Here is a 14,867-nt window from a genome sequence, read left to right on the forward strand (position 1 = left end):
CATGCAGGTGTATGTGGGGGAGTAAGCAATTTTATATTTCCAATACATACTGCTTGACCTTGGAACGCCATTTGACTATCTTTGTATGAGAGAATGCCAAGTGTTGGGTATGATTTGTTGGATGGAGCGGTGAGTCGTGGCAGAGCAGACAATTTTGATTATTGAAGATGACCCGGAGATTCGCAATATTATTCAATTGTATTTACAAAAAAATCAATACGTGGTTGCATTGGCAGAGCATGGCGATGAAGGGATTGCCAAGATGCTGGCAGTTCAGCCAGACTTGATCATTTTGGATGTTCTCCTTCCAGGCATGAATGGGTTCGAGGTGTGTAAGGAGATTCGCAAGCTGTCTTCGGTGCCGATTCTTTTTGTGAGCTGCATGATGGAGGAGCATGACAAAATCGTCGGCCTTGGTGTTGGCGGTGATGACTATATTACGAAGCCGTTCAGCCCGAATGAGCTGGTTGCACGGGTAAAAGCGCATCTGCGTCGCCCGTATTTGTCAGGAAACGCCCCAAACCGATTGGAAAAAATTCAATATAAAGGCTTAATTATGGACGTACTGAACCGCCATGTATCTGTGGATGGAATTGCCGTGAATCTCGCCAAAAAAGAGTTCGAGCTGTTGAAGTATTTAGGCAGCCATCCCGGCAAAATATTCACTCATGAGGAGCTGTTCCGTGAAATATGGGGGCAGGAAAGCTACAATGATACCCGTACGATCATCGTGCATATCAGCAATCTCCGCAAAAAGATTGAGCCGGATCCTGCAAATCCGCAGTATATTATTAATGTCCACGGAGTGGGTTATAAATTTAATGCATCCTAAACAAAATCAGCTTGTGATGACATATTCACTTAACGGTTTCAGACTGAAGGTAACGAAATATCCTTGCATCTGAAAAGGAGGGAATCACCTTGAAATTCATACATACAGCGGATTGGCATCTCGGCAAGCTGGTCCAGGGCATTTACATGACCGATGATCAAAAATATGTGCTGCAGCAATTGCTGGATACGGTAGAGGCTGAGCGGCCGGATGCGGTCATTATCGCAGGGGACCTGTATGATCGTGCGGTTCCTCCTACGGAGGCAGTAGAGCTGCTGGATGAGCTGCTGGAACGTATCGTGATCGGATTGAACACGCCGGTTCTGGCAATTTCAGGAAATCACGACAGCCCGGATCGGCTTAATTTTGCAACGACGATGATGGAAGGGCAGGGCCTGCATCTGTCTGGCCAGCTCAAGGGAAAGCCGGCCATATTGTGTGATGAGCATGGAGAGGTACACTTCCATCTTGTTCCTTATGCAGATCCTGCACAGATTCGCTATCAGCTTGCCGATGAAACGATAAAATCGCATGATGACGCGGCAAAAGCGATCGTTGCCAAAATTACTGCCAAGATGGACCCTGCTGCCCGTCATGTGTTCGTAGGTCATGCCTTTGTTACCCCATATGGAGAAAAACAGGAAAATACGAGTGAGTCGGAAAGGCCTTTATCCATTGGGGGGGCTGAATATGTACATGCCGAATATTTTGCACCCTTTCATTACACAGCGCTCGGCCATCTTCATCAAGCTCATTATGTAGGGCACGAGAAGATTCGTTATGCGGGCTCTCCGCTGAAATATTCGATATCCGAGGAGCATCATCAGAAGGGTTATTATATGGTGGAGCTCGACGGACAGGGACAGGTAACCATAGACAAAAGAAGCTTTTTTCCCAAACGTGATCTGCGGCGGGTAGAAGCAAGCATAGAGGAAATCGAGCATCATCCAGTAAATGAGGATTATGTGTTCGTCACACTGTTGAATGAAAATCCGGTACTGTTTCCAATGGAAAAGGTACGTGCAGTCTACCCGAATGCTATGCATGTGGAGCGCAAATGGACTCGGGGGCCGCGTAACCATGAAGTCAACGAAGAGCAAGAGCAGCAAGAACGTAAACAGCGTGATCCAGCTGTCTTGTTCGCGGCTTTCTATGATCAGGTCAGGGGCAACTCACTTTCGGCTGAGAAGCGTCTGCTATTCGAGCGTGTATACGCGGACGTTGCTGCCGGGGAGGAGGAGTCGGAATGAGACCACTGCGATTAACGATGACGGCACTCGGGCCTTATAAAGAAAAAGAAACCATAGATTTCAGTCGGATGGAGCACCATCGCTTGTTTGTGATCTCGGGTAATACCGGAGCCGGGAAAACGACGATTTTCGATGCGATTTGTTATGCGCTGTATGATACGGCGAGCGGTGAGGACCGGTATGAAACCCGCATGCTGCGCAGCCATTTTGCCGACGATCAGACACCGACCACGGTGGAGTTTGACTTCGCCATCGGTTCACGCTCATATCGGGTTGTCCGCCAGCTCGCCTATCGCAAAGGCAGCAACAAGAATGAAACGCCTCCGACTGCAGAGTTGTATGAAATCGGGAGTGGACAAGCAGTTCCCTGTGTAGACCGATTTACCATAAAAGATATCAATACGAAGCTGCAGCAAATTATCGGACTGACCAAGGATCAATTCAGCCAGATTGTGATGCTTCCGCAGGGTGAATTTCGTAAGCTGCTAACCTCGGACACGGAAAATAAAGAGGAAATTCTGCGTCGTATCTTCCGCACGGAGCTGTACCAAAAGGTGGAGGACCGCTTCAGGCAGCTTGTACGGGAGAACAAGGAGGCTGCTGATCGACTGCGGGCCGAGCTGGAGTTCACGGTCCGCCAAATGTCCGTTTCACTGCCTGTTCGCGAGGAAAGCTTACTCTCGCTGACATTGCAGCAGGACAAGCATAATGTTGTGCAGCTGCTGCAGGGGCTGGATGCGGAAATCAGCCACTATACGTTAATTGTTGAACAGGCGGCAGCGAACAAAGCTGCACTCGAACAGCAGGTGCAGTTGGATACGGAAGCTTATCACAAGGCAGCTTCGTTGAATGATCGTTTCACAGAGCTTGCGAACAGGCACAAATCACGCGAGCAGCTGGAAGGACGTCTGTCCGATATTGAACGTGATCAGCAGCGACTCAGGATGGCCGAGAAGGCGGCTGCACTTGAGCCCTACGAGGAGCAGAGCCTGAGAGCCAGTGAGCAGCTGCTCATGCTGACAAGCAAGCTCAAGCACAAATCAGCCGACGTCGAGAGTGCCTCGCTCACCTTACGGGACTCGGAGCAGAAGCTTCATGCCGAGCAAGCACGTGACGGTGAACGTAAAGCTGCGGAGCAGGCGCTGCAGCGGCTCCAGGATATGGAGCCAGTTGTGAAATCGCTGCATGAACGGCAGGCGGCGATTGTCCAGCTGGAGGCTGAGGAGAAAGCTGCTGGGTCCAGGCAGGCAGCCATCGATACTGCTTGGGTTCAGGCCACCGCAGAGAAGCAGCAGCTCACCGGACAGATCAAGGAAATGGATCATGCAATCGATGCTCTTCCTATGAAGCTGACCCGCTTGAACGAGCTTCGCGATCATGCAGGCAAGATGAAAGAAATGCTTCGGCTGCGCATACAATTGGAGGAATGCTTCAAGCTGCAGCAGGAAGGTCAGGTGAAGCTGGCCAGCGAGCTGGCCCAGCATGACCGTCTGGAAGCGTTATGGATTGAAGGTCAGGCAGGGCTGCTGGCCGAGCACCTGCACGATGGTAAGCCGTGTCCGGTATGCGGGAGCACGGAGCACCCCGATAAAGCGCAGCCAGAGACTGCGATTCCTACCCGAGCCCAACTGGATGCGGCCAAAAAGCAGCTTCATGCAGCCAGAGAGGAATACAGCAAAGCAGAAGCTCAGGTCGCTGCCGCGAATGCAGGTCTTTCGGATAAGCAGGCAGATCTGACGCAAATGGGTGTTTATTTTGACAATATTAACGAAGCTTATCAGCAGCTTGTCGCTGAAGGAAAAAACCTGAAGGAAGAAACCGATCGCTTGGGAAAGCAGGCGGAGGAGCTCAAGCAGCTTAAAGCAGCCCTGGAGTCGATCGATACCCGACTGGATCAACTGAGTAAGGACAAGCATCTTATTAATGATCAGCTGAGCAAAATCACCTTGGACCGTTCCTTAAAGCAGGCAGTATTAGTCAGGGATCTGGACAATATTGAGCCTGACCTTCGTTCGTATCCAAGTCTGAGAGCGAAGCTGCAGGAGCAGTCCAGGCTGGTTGAAGCGATGACAGCAGCCTGGAAGCAGGTGCAGGAGCGCCACAGTCAGCTGCAAATGAAATGGGCGCAGGAACAGGCGACGCTCGCACAGATGGAGCTGCAATTGCAAGAGGCGGCTCAGCATAATGAGGCGATGACCAGCCGATTCAGGGAAGAGCTGGCGAAGAGCGGTTTTGAGGATGAGGCCGCCTACAAGTCTGCGAAGCTGTCAGAAAGCAGCCGTCTGCTGATCAAGGAGCAGCTTCAGCAGTTCCAAACCGCGATGTCTTCGCTGCAGCAGGCGATCTTTGATCTGGAGCGGGAGCTGAATGGTAAGGAACGTGCTGATCTGGAACTGTTATTTGAACGGTTGGCGGGGTTAAAGCAGCAGCTTGAGCAAGCAGCGGCACTTTATCAGGAGGCACGGGCCTGCTGGCAAGCTGCGAGTAATCTCAAGCTGACAATCGAGCAGACAAGCGGGAAGCTGATTGAGGCGGAGCGCAGCTATGGCGAGGTCGTCGATATTCATCAGGTATTAAAGGGCGATAATGCACTGCGCATGTCGTTTGAACGATACATACTGATCGAGTTTTTTGAGCAAATTCTTCATGCAGCCAACCAGCGATTGCACAGCTTGTCCAATGGACAATTCGAGCTGATGCGCAGCGAACGGGTGGAGAAACATAACAAAGCGAGCGGTCTGGGGCTGGATGTGTTCGACTCCTACACGGGGCAGAACCGTGATGTCAAGTCTTTATCCGGTGGCGAGAAGTTCAATGCTTCGCTCTGTCTGGCGCTTGGCATGACGGATGTGATTCAAGCGAACCAAGGCGGGATATCGATAGAAATGATGTTTATTGACGAAGGCTTTGGTACGCTGGACGAGGAATCACTGAATAAAGCTATTGAAACGCTTATTGATTTGCAGCGCATGGGGCGGATGATCGGTGTCATTTCCCACGTTGCCGAGATCAAGGCTTCGTTTCCTGCCATATTGGAGGTCACGAAGTCGCGAGAAGGTTACAGCCGCGTTGAGTTGGTTTTGAAATAATGCAGAACAAACATGTACACGATCCGCAATGAAAAATAACCTTCAGGTTTCACCTATGTACTGAGCTCAGAACGAAGTGCAGGTTGACCATAAGTCAGCTTCATTCTGTATACAGCTCCGATTGGTGAACACCTGGAGGTTTATTTTTTTTCGTAAGATTAAGATTACTACTGCTTGCTCACATGCTCGTTGCTGTAACCCGTACGGGTATTCACGACAAGTGTGAGCCGACGAGCGGCCTCATCCGTGACAAGCTCGGGGAGCACTGTATCATAGAGCCACCATTTACGAATGGAACGGCCCTGATCCTCCTCAGTTTCCTCGAAATAGAACAGATTCAGTTCGGCCAGCTCGGTTTGAATGGTCTGCATGAGATCGGCATTGACATCCTCAACGATAAGCTGCCAGCCCTTATCGCAGGCGCTCAGGTTAAACGCGTTGCCTCGCACTCTTGAATCCAACAGCATACGGCTGGTCACATGCTTGATCAACAGTGTTTTGTGTATCAATTCGGACATACTTCTATTCACTCCCTTCTATTTTAAAAGCACTTCTAAGGCAAATCGATTAGTAACAGTGTAGCACCGCTATTCGTGCGCAATGTTAGCTCAGGGGTTTGCTCAATACGGGCAGCGTCACGCTTGACAAGTGTGGCCTCATCATTCAGGCTCAGATCTCCCTCGATCACCATCACATAAATACGTCGGCCCGGCTGCTGCTTAAATTCAAGTGTGTGCCCCGGCTCCAATTCCGACATATACATGGTCAAATCCTGGTGTATATGGGCAATGCCTTCACCGGATTGATGGGAAACGATTGGCAGCAATTCATTGCGTAAGGCGTTAATATCATAACTGCTCGTTTCATAGGAAGGCTCCAGTCCGCTCACGTTAGGTGTGAACCAGATTTGTAAAATATGAACGTCCTCAACACCGGGATTTACCTCGGAATGAATAATACCAGTGCCCGCAGACATTCTCTGAACTTCTCCAAAGGTAGTCACAGCCGATTGTCCGGTACTGTCTTCATGCTTGAGCTGCCCCTTCAAAACGACAGAGACGATCTCCATTTCCCGATGAGGATGTGCTCCAAAGCCACGTCCACCCTGGACGATATCATCATTAAATACACGGAGTGGGCCGAACTGGGTATTAAGCGGGTCGTAGAAATCGCCAAAGGAAAAGCTGAAATTACTTTGCAGCCAACCATGATCGGCCGAATGACGAGAGGCGGCGGGGTATACTTTTATCATAACTATGGGCTCCTTTGAACTATCAAAGTGATGGTGCTTATTAACTATAATTAATATACCACATTACTTTTTACAAGTAAATGACGATGAACTTGAGCAAGCCTTACATTGGAAGGCTAACTTTCAGATAACCAAATCTGGTGTAAAGATCTATCTACGCTTGAGGACGAAATTGTTTGAAACTTGTATTCTCGCATATAGTCAAGACTATATAATTCAACTACCTATATGAATTCAAAAGCCCCCTAAAACCACGGCAATGTGGGATGGAGGCAGCTTTTTATATATGAAGAGTCTATAAAGTGCTTGTAAGCTAAAATAGTTAGAAGTGGACTTTTAAAAGAATAGATTGATATCCAGTACTTCTCTTAACATCCTACATATATTAAATTAAGAACTTATTTTCACGAGCACTAATTAGGAGGTTGTTAGCTTTCACCGGCAGGAACTATAACTCAGGAACACTAACCATTTTGATATGATGAATATTCCAGTATAGTTCTTTTTGATCTGCTGTGATAATTTCGGCCATATGGTTCTGTATCGTTTTCAACAAGCCTATTTTATCGGTACTAGCACCTCCATCCAATACAACCATTTTCCCTTCGAAGCTCCTAAGCTGCTCTTCGAAGGTTCCAGCTAAAGTGAATTGGGATGGAGCAATTGGTAAAGCTTCTTTGATTATAGTATAAGGTGCCTTGTTCTCTGGGTATGGAATCAGCCACTTTAGATGAAATATAGGGATAAACAGTGTTTTGTAAACGGAAGACTGAAAGACAACATAGTCTGTTAATACTTTTGTTATATACCCGTAAACGGATTGATTACTAGATAAATAAACTTGTATAAGCATCCCTATGGACTCATTTAATATTTTTCGGTAAGTTAGTTCATCTTCGGTTATTGTGTCTGCCGGTTCGTAAGTATATTCAGATGTTTGTGGTAATGGTTTTAAGGCAAGTCTAACATTCCGAATATGTCCGAAAGCAATATACAAGTAATTGGTTCCATCATATAGAACGATTATATCTGGACTATAATCTATTAGGATACCTAGACGATGAATCTGACCTGAAATTTCCAACTCAACGGTTTTACCAATTAGAGAGCTTAAATAGGCCATATTGATCATACCTCCCTCTTATTATAATCAAAATATAAAGTAAGTTGTCCAAACGTAAAGTCCAAATAAACTCAGGATTAAACTGGCTGGAACAACAAACAATGTGACTCTCAAGTACTTCCCCCAGTTCATTGAAATATTGTATTGTCTTAAGGTGTGGATCCAAAGGAGTGTAGCGAGAGTTCCCATAGGTAGTAACAAGGATCCAATATCGGAACCTATTACATTTCCTAAATAGGCCACTTGCATGGTCTGGAGATCCAGGCCCATCTCTTTAATGGCTAGTGTACCTATCATAATAGAGGGAAGATTATTGCATATGTTAGATAGGACAGTGAGCAATATTCCCATGATAAAAATGGCATAAAGTGGATCTTTTCCGACACTGTCTCCGAATAGATTTATAATCAGTGTTGTCATTCCAACGTTATGAAGACCATATATGATCACATACATGCTAAATGCGAATAATAATATGTGCCACGGGCTTTTCTTTAATACATCCATGACTCCCATCTTTCTCTTATACCATCGTATTATGATTAATAATATCGCACCGACAATGGCAGGCCATTCAGTCGGGATACCCCACGGGGCAAGCACGAAAAAGCTGATGCGAATGGCTATAACAATCCCAATACAGAGTCGGAACATCTTCCAATCGATAGGTTCTTCCTTATCCCGTTTGGGTAACAAAGGATGTGCTAGCTTGCCTGAAGTATATCCTGAAAATGCTGTCTCCCTGCCTCTAATCGTAGAAACTTTGATTGAAATGTCTCTTTTGAACAAGTAGAAGAGCGAAATTGTGATACACCCAACGCCTAACATAGAGGGAACAAACATCATAGCAGCATAGGAGTTTAAATCAAGACCTACAATCTTCAAAGCAATCAAATTGGCTAAATTACTGACTCCGATGGGAGCACTAGCTGCTGTTGCTACTAAAGCACCTGAGATTAAATACGGAATTTTTTGATGAGGCTTTAACTGGAGTAAAGAGAGCGTCCGAATAATAATGGGTGTTGTAATAAGAATGCTGCCGTCGTTGTTAAAAAAAAGCGTCATTAAAAAACAAAGCAAATTAATATACCAAAATAATTTAATTCCGGACCCGTTAGCTTTTGCCGACAAATTAGTAGCTGCCCACCGAAAAAAACCAATGCTTTCTAGTACTATAGACATCACTATGGTGGAAAGAATCGTGATAGAAGCCCCACTGACAATTTCAAATATATTTAAAATATCACTAAGTGGAACGATCCCTAATAAAAGAATAATACATGCTGCAATGGAAGTAGGGATGGATTCATTAATACCAAATGGTCTCCACATAATAAAAATCACCGTAAGAGCGAATATAACAAGCATCCATAACAAATCTACATTAATCATTTGTCTTCGCCATTCTTTTCAAAGGCTTATTCACAAAATTATCCGTAAGCACCTTATTTTCTTTTGGAAGTGCAGCAGTTTCAGGCTTCAAGAGCATATACAGAGACATTCCACTGAGTATTAAAATGACCATAGAGATCACAATCCCCACCCCCTTTGATTATGTTATTTTCGAGGGAAATACATTTTTATAATTGGATTAATCCAAACCAAACGTAGTCTTACAGTTTTCGAAGGTTTCCGTTTTTTTCTCCAAATCAAAGATTTTTTCATAATTTTTATTTTTTTAATTTTTATCTTTTTAATGTTTACCTTTTTAATTTTCTTAATAGTAACCTTCGAAGTCCTAATGAATTTGAACTTAATTATCTTTCTTTTTCTTTTAGTTGCTGTTGGACGCTTAGTCTTACGATTCCGTTTAAACAACTTGGATTTACGAGAACGACCCTTTCTTGTTTTATTAGCAGTTTGTTCAACAACAGGATTATAAAACATGGTCTCAGGATAGTTGGGGACTGGATTGTTCTTCATGAACGAAATATCCGGCTTAGAACCTCCAACTAATTGAATTGTAGTATCCTTACTTGGATTGTCTGCTATTACAGGCAGGGCATCCGTAAATTCATCCCTTTCAGTAGAACCAGAATCTTGATAATCAGAATCTTGATAATCAGAATCTTGATTCTGAAGTATAATCACAGGGTCGATGGGTTTTGATTCCTGGATGAATGGAATTTCAACTCGGACAGGTTTAGGCTCATGAATCAATGATCTTTCTTTCTTTTCCGAACGGTTCCGGCTCTGAGCTAGTGGTTTTTGCTTGACTTCTGCTTGTTTGGTGTTTTGGATTGTTATCTGTTCTTTCAATTCTACTGACTCAGGTAAGACTTTAGTATTGTTTTCTGCGACCTTTTCAGATTGTGAATCCTTATTTGAATTTGCATCTTGTTTACTGAGATTGTAGCTAATATTCTTAATATGCGGCGTCGCTACTTTAATGATCTCATGTCCTTGAACAAGATCAACATGATTTTCAAATAGACGGCTTAGTACCCCATTTACGCTTTCAGGACCACCTTGGTTAATTTGAACCCGCCTAAAGCTCATTTTTTCCAGGATGTCTTTAAAGCTTGTTGCATCCAAATAAACCGACTTCTTATTGAAGGGAATAACAGTTCCTTCAGGTTCAATACTATCTATAGTTATACTTTTTATGTGTTTCGTTTGGTAATACAGATACTGCTCTTCAGTTAGTAGCACAAGATGATCATCTTTAACGGTAACGAGCCGTCCTTTTTTAGATTCGGGTCCTTCCCTATTAATACACACAACTTTTTCGACAAACAACTTGAGGCCATCGGAATTTACAGCTTGCATTTCATATCCCCCTCCTAACATCATAGAATGGATAGTTTATCCCATGTATATGCACCTGGTCATGAACGTGCATAGTGAATCTGCCCTTGACAAGATAAATTTCAAAGCAAACTGGATAAAACAATTGGATTAAAAAATAGCCGCGAATGGCGACTATTTTATATTTTGAACTATTTTAATTCTATAATTAGTTTCCTGCGGTTTTCGTATTTGGTTTAATTGTTTATTTTTTTGCATCCTTATTCCCATCTTTTGAATCTTTATTCCCATCCTGTTTATCCTTATTCCCATCCTGTTTATCCTTGTTATTATCCTGATCATTTTTCTTCATACCATAGCTGATGTTCCGGATATGAAAAGGTAAAATATGAACGACTTCATTACCTACAACCATTCTTACTTGATCAATGGTAGCTTCGATCAACACGCCTTCGGTTTTCTCGGGACCCCCGCGGTTGACCTGAACCCAACGGTATTTCATGTTCTCCATGACCAAAATGAAATTTGCCGCATCGATATACCTAGGTAATACAGGTGGCTCTTCAATAGGGAGCACTCCTGTAATGTCCGAAACGTCACGAGCATCCAGAGTTAGGCTTTTGATATGATCCATCTTGTAGTAAAGCATTCCTTCATTCTCGACGTCTACAACGATATGGTCATCCTTGGCGGAGATCAGTTTACCCTTTTTGGACTCAGGTCCTCCCCTGTCGATACGCACAATTCTACCTATCAATAACATCAGACTTTCTATATCCATAGTACTCAATCCCTCTTCTCTTTGATTATTGGATTACACCTCAAGTATATTAAGTTCTGTGCTTTTATGAATGGTACATGTACCCATTAGGTTTTTTTTTCCGCCAATGTCCCTTTAATTGAGGGTGAATATGTATTTGTATAATTCTCAGCAAGCATAAAATAGAAGGCTTTCCCTAGTCGCTTAGGAGAAAGCCCTAATAAATACGATATAACTAATCATCCACTTTTTTCGTTAGCCTTTAGAACCCTTAGAGCCTTTGGAGCCTTTGGAGCTTTTAGAGCCTTTGGAGCCTTTAGAGCCTTTGGAGCCTTTAGAGCTTTTGGAGCCTTTGGAGCCTTTAGAGCCTTTAGGACCTCCAAGCGGACCCTTCGGACCTTTCGGGCCTTTGGAGCCTTTGGAGCCTTTGGAGCCTTTAGAGCCTTTAGAGCCTTTGGAGTCTTTAGAGCCTTTGGAGCCTTTAGAGCCTTTGGAGTCTTTAGAGCCTTTAGAGCCTTTAGAGCCTTTGGAGTCTTTAGAGCCCTTAGAGCCTTCGGAGCTTTTGGAATCTTTAGAGTCTTTACGTAATTCAGGTTCCTTAGGATTTTGATCTAAAAACTTCTCTAACTCAGTGCCAATAGTTACATTAACTAATTCTTGTATTTCGTGCTCTGTTAAGGCAACCAACAAACTCACCTCACTTATCATTTTCCCATCTGTGCTGGGAGTAAAATATTTTATGCGAGCGTACTATTGTTGATCTGGGCAAAGTCACGAAATATTGAAACTCCGCATATTGTATATAAGTAAGTTCAACTTATATAATTTAAAAGTAAAGGTAGTTGATATAGTGGATTCACCCAGAGAGATTCCGACTTATCAAATTTTCATAAATAAAAATGAATATCAAACTCTTCGGGATCACATGTGGAGCGAAGAGTCGGTCTCTGCCAAACTAAAAGTGAACCAAAAGCAATATGCCGTTGGAATTGCATACCGTGGATACCACATTCGAAAGCTAAAGAAAAAATCATTCCGACTCACAATTCAATCACCCAAACTATTTATGGGCGCAAGAGAATATCATTTAAATGCCGAATATTCAGATCCATCTATGATACGCAGCAAGCTTTCCTTTGATTTTTTTAAAGATATTGGAAATCTTGCACCTTCCGCGGAACACATTTTATTAAAGCTTAACGGCTCTATTGCAGGAGTCTACTTACAACTAGAGTCAGTAGATGACCTATTCCTTACAAGTAGAGGGTTGCAGGCTGGACATATTTTTTATGCTAGTAATGATGATGCTAACTTTTCGTTAATTACACCGGAAAATACAATCAAACAATCCCTCGAGGCAGGCTACAGTCTGAAAATCGGCTTCAAAGAGGATTATAAATATATACGGGAGCTAATTTATAAAATTAATACGGTCGCCCGGTCTGATTTCAAAAATGAAATTTCCAAGCTAATAGACGTGAATAAATTTTTAATTTGGCTGGTTGGTGTTGTGTGCACGCAAAATTATGATGGCTTCATCCAAAACTATGCCCTTTACCGAAGCGGAGCATCTGGCCTGTTCGAGATTATTCCTTGGGATTACGACGCAACCTGGGGAAGAGATATATATGGTCAAACCATGGAGCACGATTATGTTCCGATCCAGGGTTATAATACCTTAATCTCTCGTCTGATGGATGTTCCTGAGTTTCGTCTCATGTACAAATCTCTTCTTGAGACCATATTGGAAATCAAATTTAATGCTAATTACTTAGAACCACACATATTGTCCCTGCAGAGCAGGATTCGTCCCTATATCCTTTTGGATCCATATAAAAGCAAGGATATTTCAAGCTTTGACATGGAATCCGAATTTATTATTCAATTCATAAACAACCGTCGAGCTTATCTGAAGGATCATTTAGTTGCTTTGAATTGATTTGACTCCAGCATATTTATTAGGAAAAATATAGAAACCTCTTCTCGTATGGAAGTTATAAAATACGTCCAGAAGAGGCGTTGTGTTACAAATGGACAAGATGTTAGTACAAAAAAGTAATATTCACTCCTTGCTAGTTTCCTTTTTTTGCTCTAAAAGTATTTACAGACCGACGGTCGGTATGGTAACATATTTTTAACAGCAAGACACTCTGATATTGAAGGAGCTTATTATGGAACAGAAACTGGACCAACAAACTTTATCCCATATTTTATCGGTGACCGAACAGTTGATTAAAGAAACGGGCTGCCAGCAAACGACGCTTCAGATGATTATGGATCGTACAGGATTGTCCAAGGGCGCGATCTACCACTATGTAAAAAGCAAGGATGAGCTATTTGGGAAAATACTTGAAAGCTATATGACGACTGTGAATCATCAGTTTCATGAAGCGGTTAAGCTATCGCAAGACAACGACATTCGACCTGCGATTCAAGCTATTGTATCGTCGATGGCGGAAAGGGGAACCAGCAATACTATATTCATTTACTTGTTAAGCCAGCAGCACAAGCCGAATATCGCGACGATGTTAAAGGAGCTACGCCGAAGCTTGATGGAGCTCTCAGAAGCATGGATTACCATCGGAAAAGAGCATGGTGCGATTCCGGCTCATGTGGATGTGAAGGCTTTTGCCTCGATGTTTGTGACATTATCTTATGGCTTACGCGTCAATCAAATGATCGCAGATGATCAGCTAGTGCCTCAAATGCAGGATGTATTCCTTTTTATGATCAACGCATTTCAGAAGTAAAAACGCTTAAGAGGTAAGGCATTTATTTTATTAAGGAGGTCTAACGCGATGAATCGCAAAAAAATAATTGGAAATATCTTAGTTTCTCTACTGATCAATGGGGGATTACCTTTACTCGTATACACAATTCTGGAAGGACATATGACCGATGTGATGGCGTTATCGATTGCTGCGATTATTCCATTGCTGGATACGTTTTATCATATTTTGAAGCACAAAAAGCTGGATGTGTTTGCCGTCTTTATGGCAACAGGGTTTATTCTCAGTGCGGGAGCGGTACTGCTGGGTGGAAGCCAACAATTGATTTTGCTAAGAGAGTCTTTTGTTACTGGTATTATGGGTTTGATTTTTCTCGTATCGCTGTTGTTTCCAAAGCCGATTATTTATTACTTTGCATTTCGCTTCATCGCTTCCAATGATGAGAATCAGAAGCAGGCATTTGCGGATAACTGGAAATTTGCCTATGCACGTAAAGTGATGAGAATCATGACTGCTGGCTGGGGCGCCGCACTATTGGGTGAGGTCGTAATTAAAGTGATAATGGTGTACTCCTTGTCGGTTACAGCATTTTTGGCACTGTCGAATCTGGTTATGTACGGCATCCTAGGTATAGCCATTGGGTGGACTTATTTGTATAGAAAGCAGTCAGGACGGCGTTTGGCGGAGATCAAGCGAGAGTCAGCTTTTCCTATTTTGAAGTGAGGAGGTGAATCCGGTGGGAATAGCAGAAATTACAGCCCTTCAAGTCGAGGATCTAAAAGCGGTTAAAAGCCTGTATACGTCAGTTACACGAAATCTTCGCAAATCAGGCAATTATCAATGGGATTGGATCTACGGATTAGGAAGCAAGCTGCTGCGATTCGCCGAAGCTTACATAGCCTCGCATGGATATACAAGCATCCGGCTGGATGTGTATGCAGAGAATGCTGCAGCCCTTGGTATGTATCAGCGCGGAGGGTACAGTGAACGGGGGAATGTCCGATATCCATTTCGCAAGGTGCCCTACTTTTGTTTTGAAAAGGTATTGAATAAGTAAATTAAAACGTTTACATCCTGATTTGAG

The 14,867-nt window shown here is 43.6% G+C and carries 14 protein-coding genes; 7 read left to right on the forward strand and 7 right to left on the reverse strand.

The features are described 5' to 3' along the window. Positions 1–136: 136 nt before the first annotated feature. From OB236_RS29915 to OB236_RS29925, 3 genes are all read left to right on the forward strand, one after another. Positions 137–832, forward strand: a complete 696-nt coding sequence (locus OB236_RS29915) for a response regulator transcription factor (RefSeq protein ID WP_262687209.1) — start codon at positions 137–139, stop codon at positions 830–832. Between the two features lie 89 nt (positions 833–921). Continuing rightward, complete coding sequence (locus OB236_RS29920; protein WP_262687210.1) at positions 922–2,082, forward strand: exonuclease SbcCD subunit D; 1,161 nt, start codon at positions 922–924, stop codon at positions 2,080–2,082. After that, positions 2,079–5,171: an AAA family ATPase gene (locus OB236_RS29925; protein ID WP_262687211.1), complete on the forward strand. Its 3,093-nt coding sequence runs from the start codon at positions 2,079–2,081 to the stop codon at positions 5,169–5,171. Before OB236_RS29920 ends, OB236_RS29925 begins: the two co-directional genes overlap by 4 nt. A 167-nt stretch (positions 5,172–5,338) precedes the next feature. On the opposite strand, the gene OB236_RS29930 is transcribed toward OB236_RS29925, so the two are convergent. The 7 genes from OB236_RS29930 to OB236_RS29960 form a co-directional block, all read right to left on the reverse strand. Further along, positions 5,339–5,689: a hypothetical protein gene (locus OB236_RS29930; RefSeq protein WP_262687212.1), complete on the reverse strand. Its 351-nt coding sequence runs from the start codon at positions 5,687–5,689 to the stop codon at positions 5,339–5,341. Positions 5,690–5,724: 35 nt separating this feature from the next. Continuing rightward, positions 5,725–6,423 (reverse strand): pirin family protein, encoded by a 699-nt coding sequence (locus OB236_RS29935; protein WP_262687213.1) that lies wholly within the window; start codon positions 6,421–6,423, stop codon positions 5,725–5,727. Positions 6,424–6,871: 448 nt separating this feature from the next. Beyond that, entirely contained in the window at positions 6,872–7,546 is a 675-nt protein-coding gene (locus tag OB236_RS29940) for a DUF2642 domain-containing protein (RefSeq protein WP_262687214.1), read from the reverse strand. Positions 7,547–7,573: 27 nt separating this feature from the next. Further along, positions 7,574–8,935, reverse strand: a complete 1,362-nt coding sequence (locus tag OB236_RS29945) for an arsenic transporter (RefSeq protein WP_262687333.1) — start codon at positions 8,933–8,935, stop codon at positions 7,574–7,576. A gap of 168 nt (positions 8,936–9,103) precedes the next feature. Then, positions 9,104–10,315 (reverse strand): hypothetical protein, encoded by a 1,212-nt coding sequence (locus OB236_RS29950; RefSeq protein ID WP_262687215.1) that lies wholly within the window; start codon positions 10,313–10,315, stop codon positions 9,104–9,106. Positions 10,316–10,538: 223 nt separating this feature from the next. Further along, the gene (locus tag OB236_RS29955) at positions 10,539–11,075 is read right to left on the reverse strand and encodes a spore coat protein (protein WP_262687216.1); all 537 of its coding nucleotides are present in this window, start codon (positions 11,073–11,075) and stop codon (positions 10,539–10,541) included. 234 nt (positions 11,076–11,309) lie between these two features. After that, positions 11,310–11,750 carry a hypothetical protein gene (locus tag OB236_RS29960; protein ID WP_262687218.1) on the reverse strand — a complete coding sequence of 147 codons (441 nt, stop codon included), beginning with the start codon at positions 11,748–11,750 and terminating at the stop codon, positions 11,310–11,312. Between the two features lie 154 nt (positions 11,751–11,904). Here OB236_RS29960 and OB236_RS29965 point away from each other — a divergent pair, with 154 nt between their 5' ends. The 4 genes from OB236_RS29965 (at position 11,905) to OB236_RS29980 (ending at position 14,840) form a co-directional block, all read left to right on the forward strand. Further along, entirely contained in the window at positions 11,905–12,993 is a 1,089-nt protein-coding gene (locus OB236_RS29965) for a CotH kinase family protein (RefSeq protein ID WP_262687219.1), read from the forward strand. A 232-nt stretch (positions 12,994–13,225) separates the two neighbouring features. Continuing rightward, positions 13,226–13,804 (forward strand): TetR/AcrR family transcriptional regulator, encoded by a 579-nt coding sequence (locus tag OB236_RS29970; RefSeq protein ID WP_262687220.1) that lies wholly within the window; start codon positions 13,226–13,228, stop codon positions 13,802–13,804. Positions 13,805–13,852: 48 nt separating this feature from the next. Beyond that, positions 13,853–14,506: a VC0807 family protein gene (locus tag OB236_RS29975; protein WP_262687221.1), complete on the forward strand. Its 654-nt coding sequence runs from the start codon at positions 13,853–13,855 to the stop codon at positions 14,504–14,506. A 13-nt stretch (positions 14,507–14,519) separates the two neighbouring features. Beyond that, the gene (locus OB236_RS29980) at positions 14,520–14,840 is read left to right on the forward strand and encodes a GNAT family N-acetyltransferase (protein WP_262687222.1); all 321 of its coding nucleotides are present in this window, start codon (positions 14,520–14,522) and stop codon (positions 14,838–14,840) included. Positions 14,841–14,867: the final 27 nt, after the last annotated feature.

Source organism: Paenibacillus baimaensis (genome assembly GCF_025567575.1).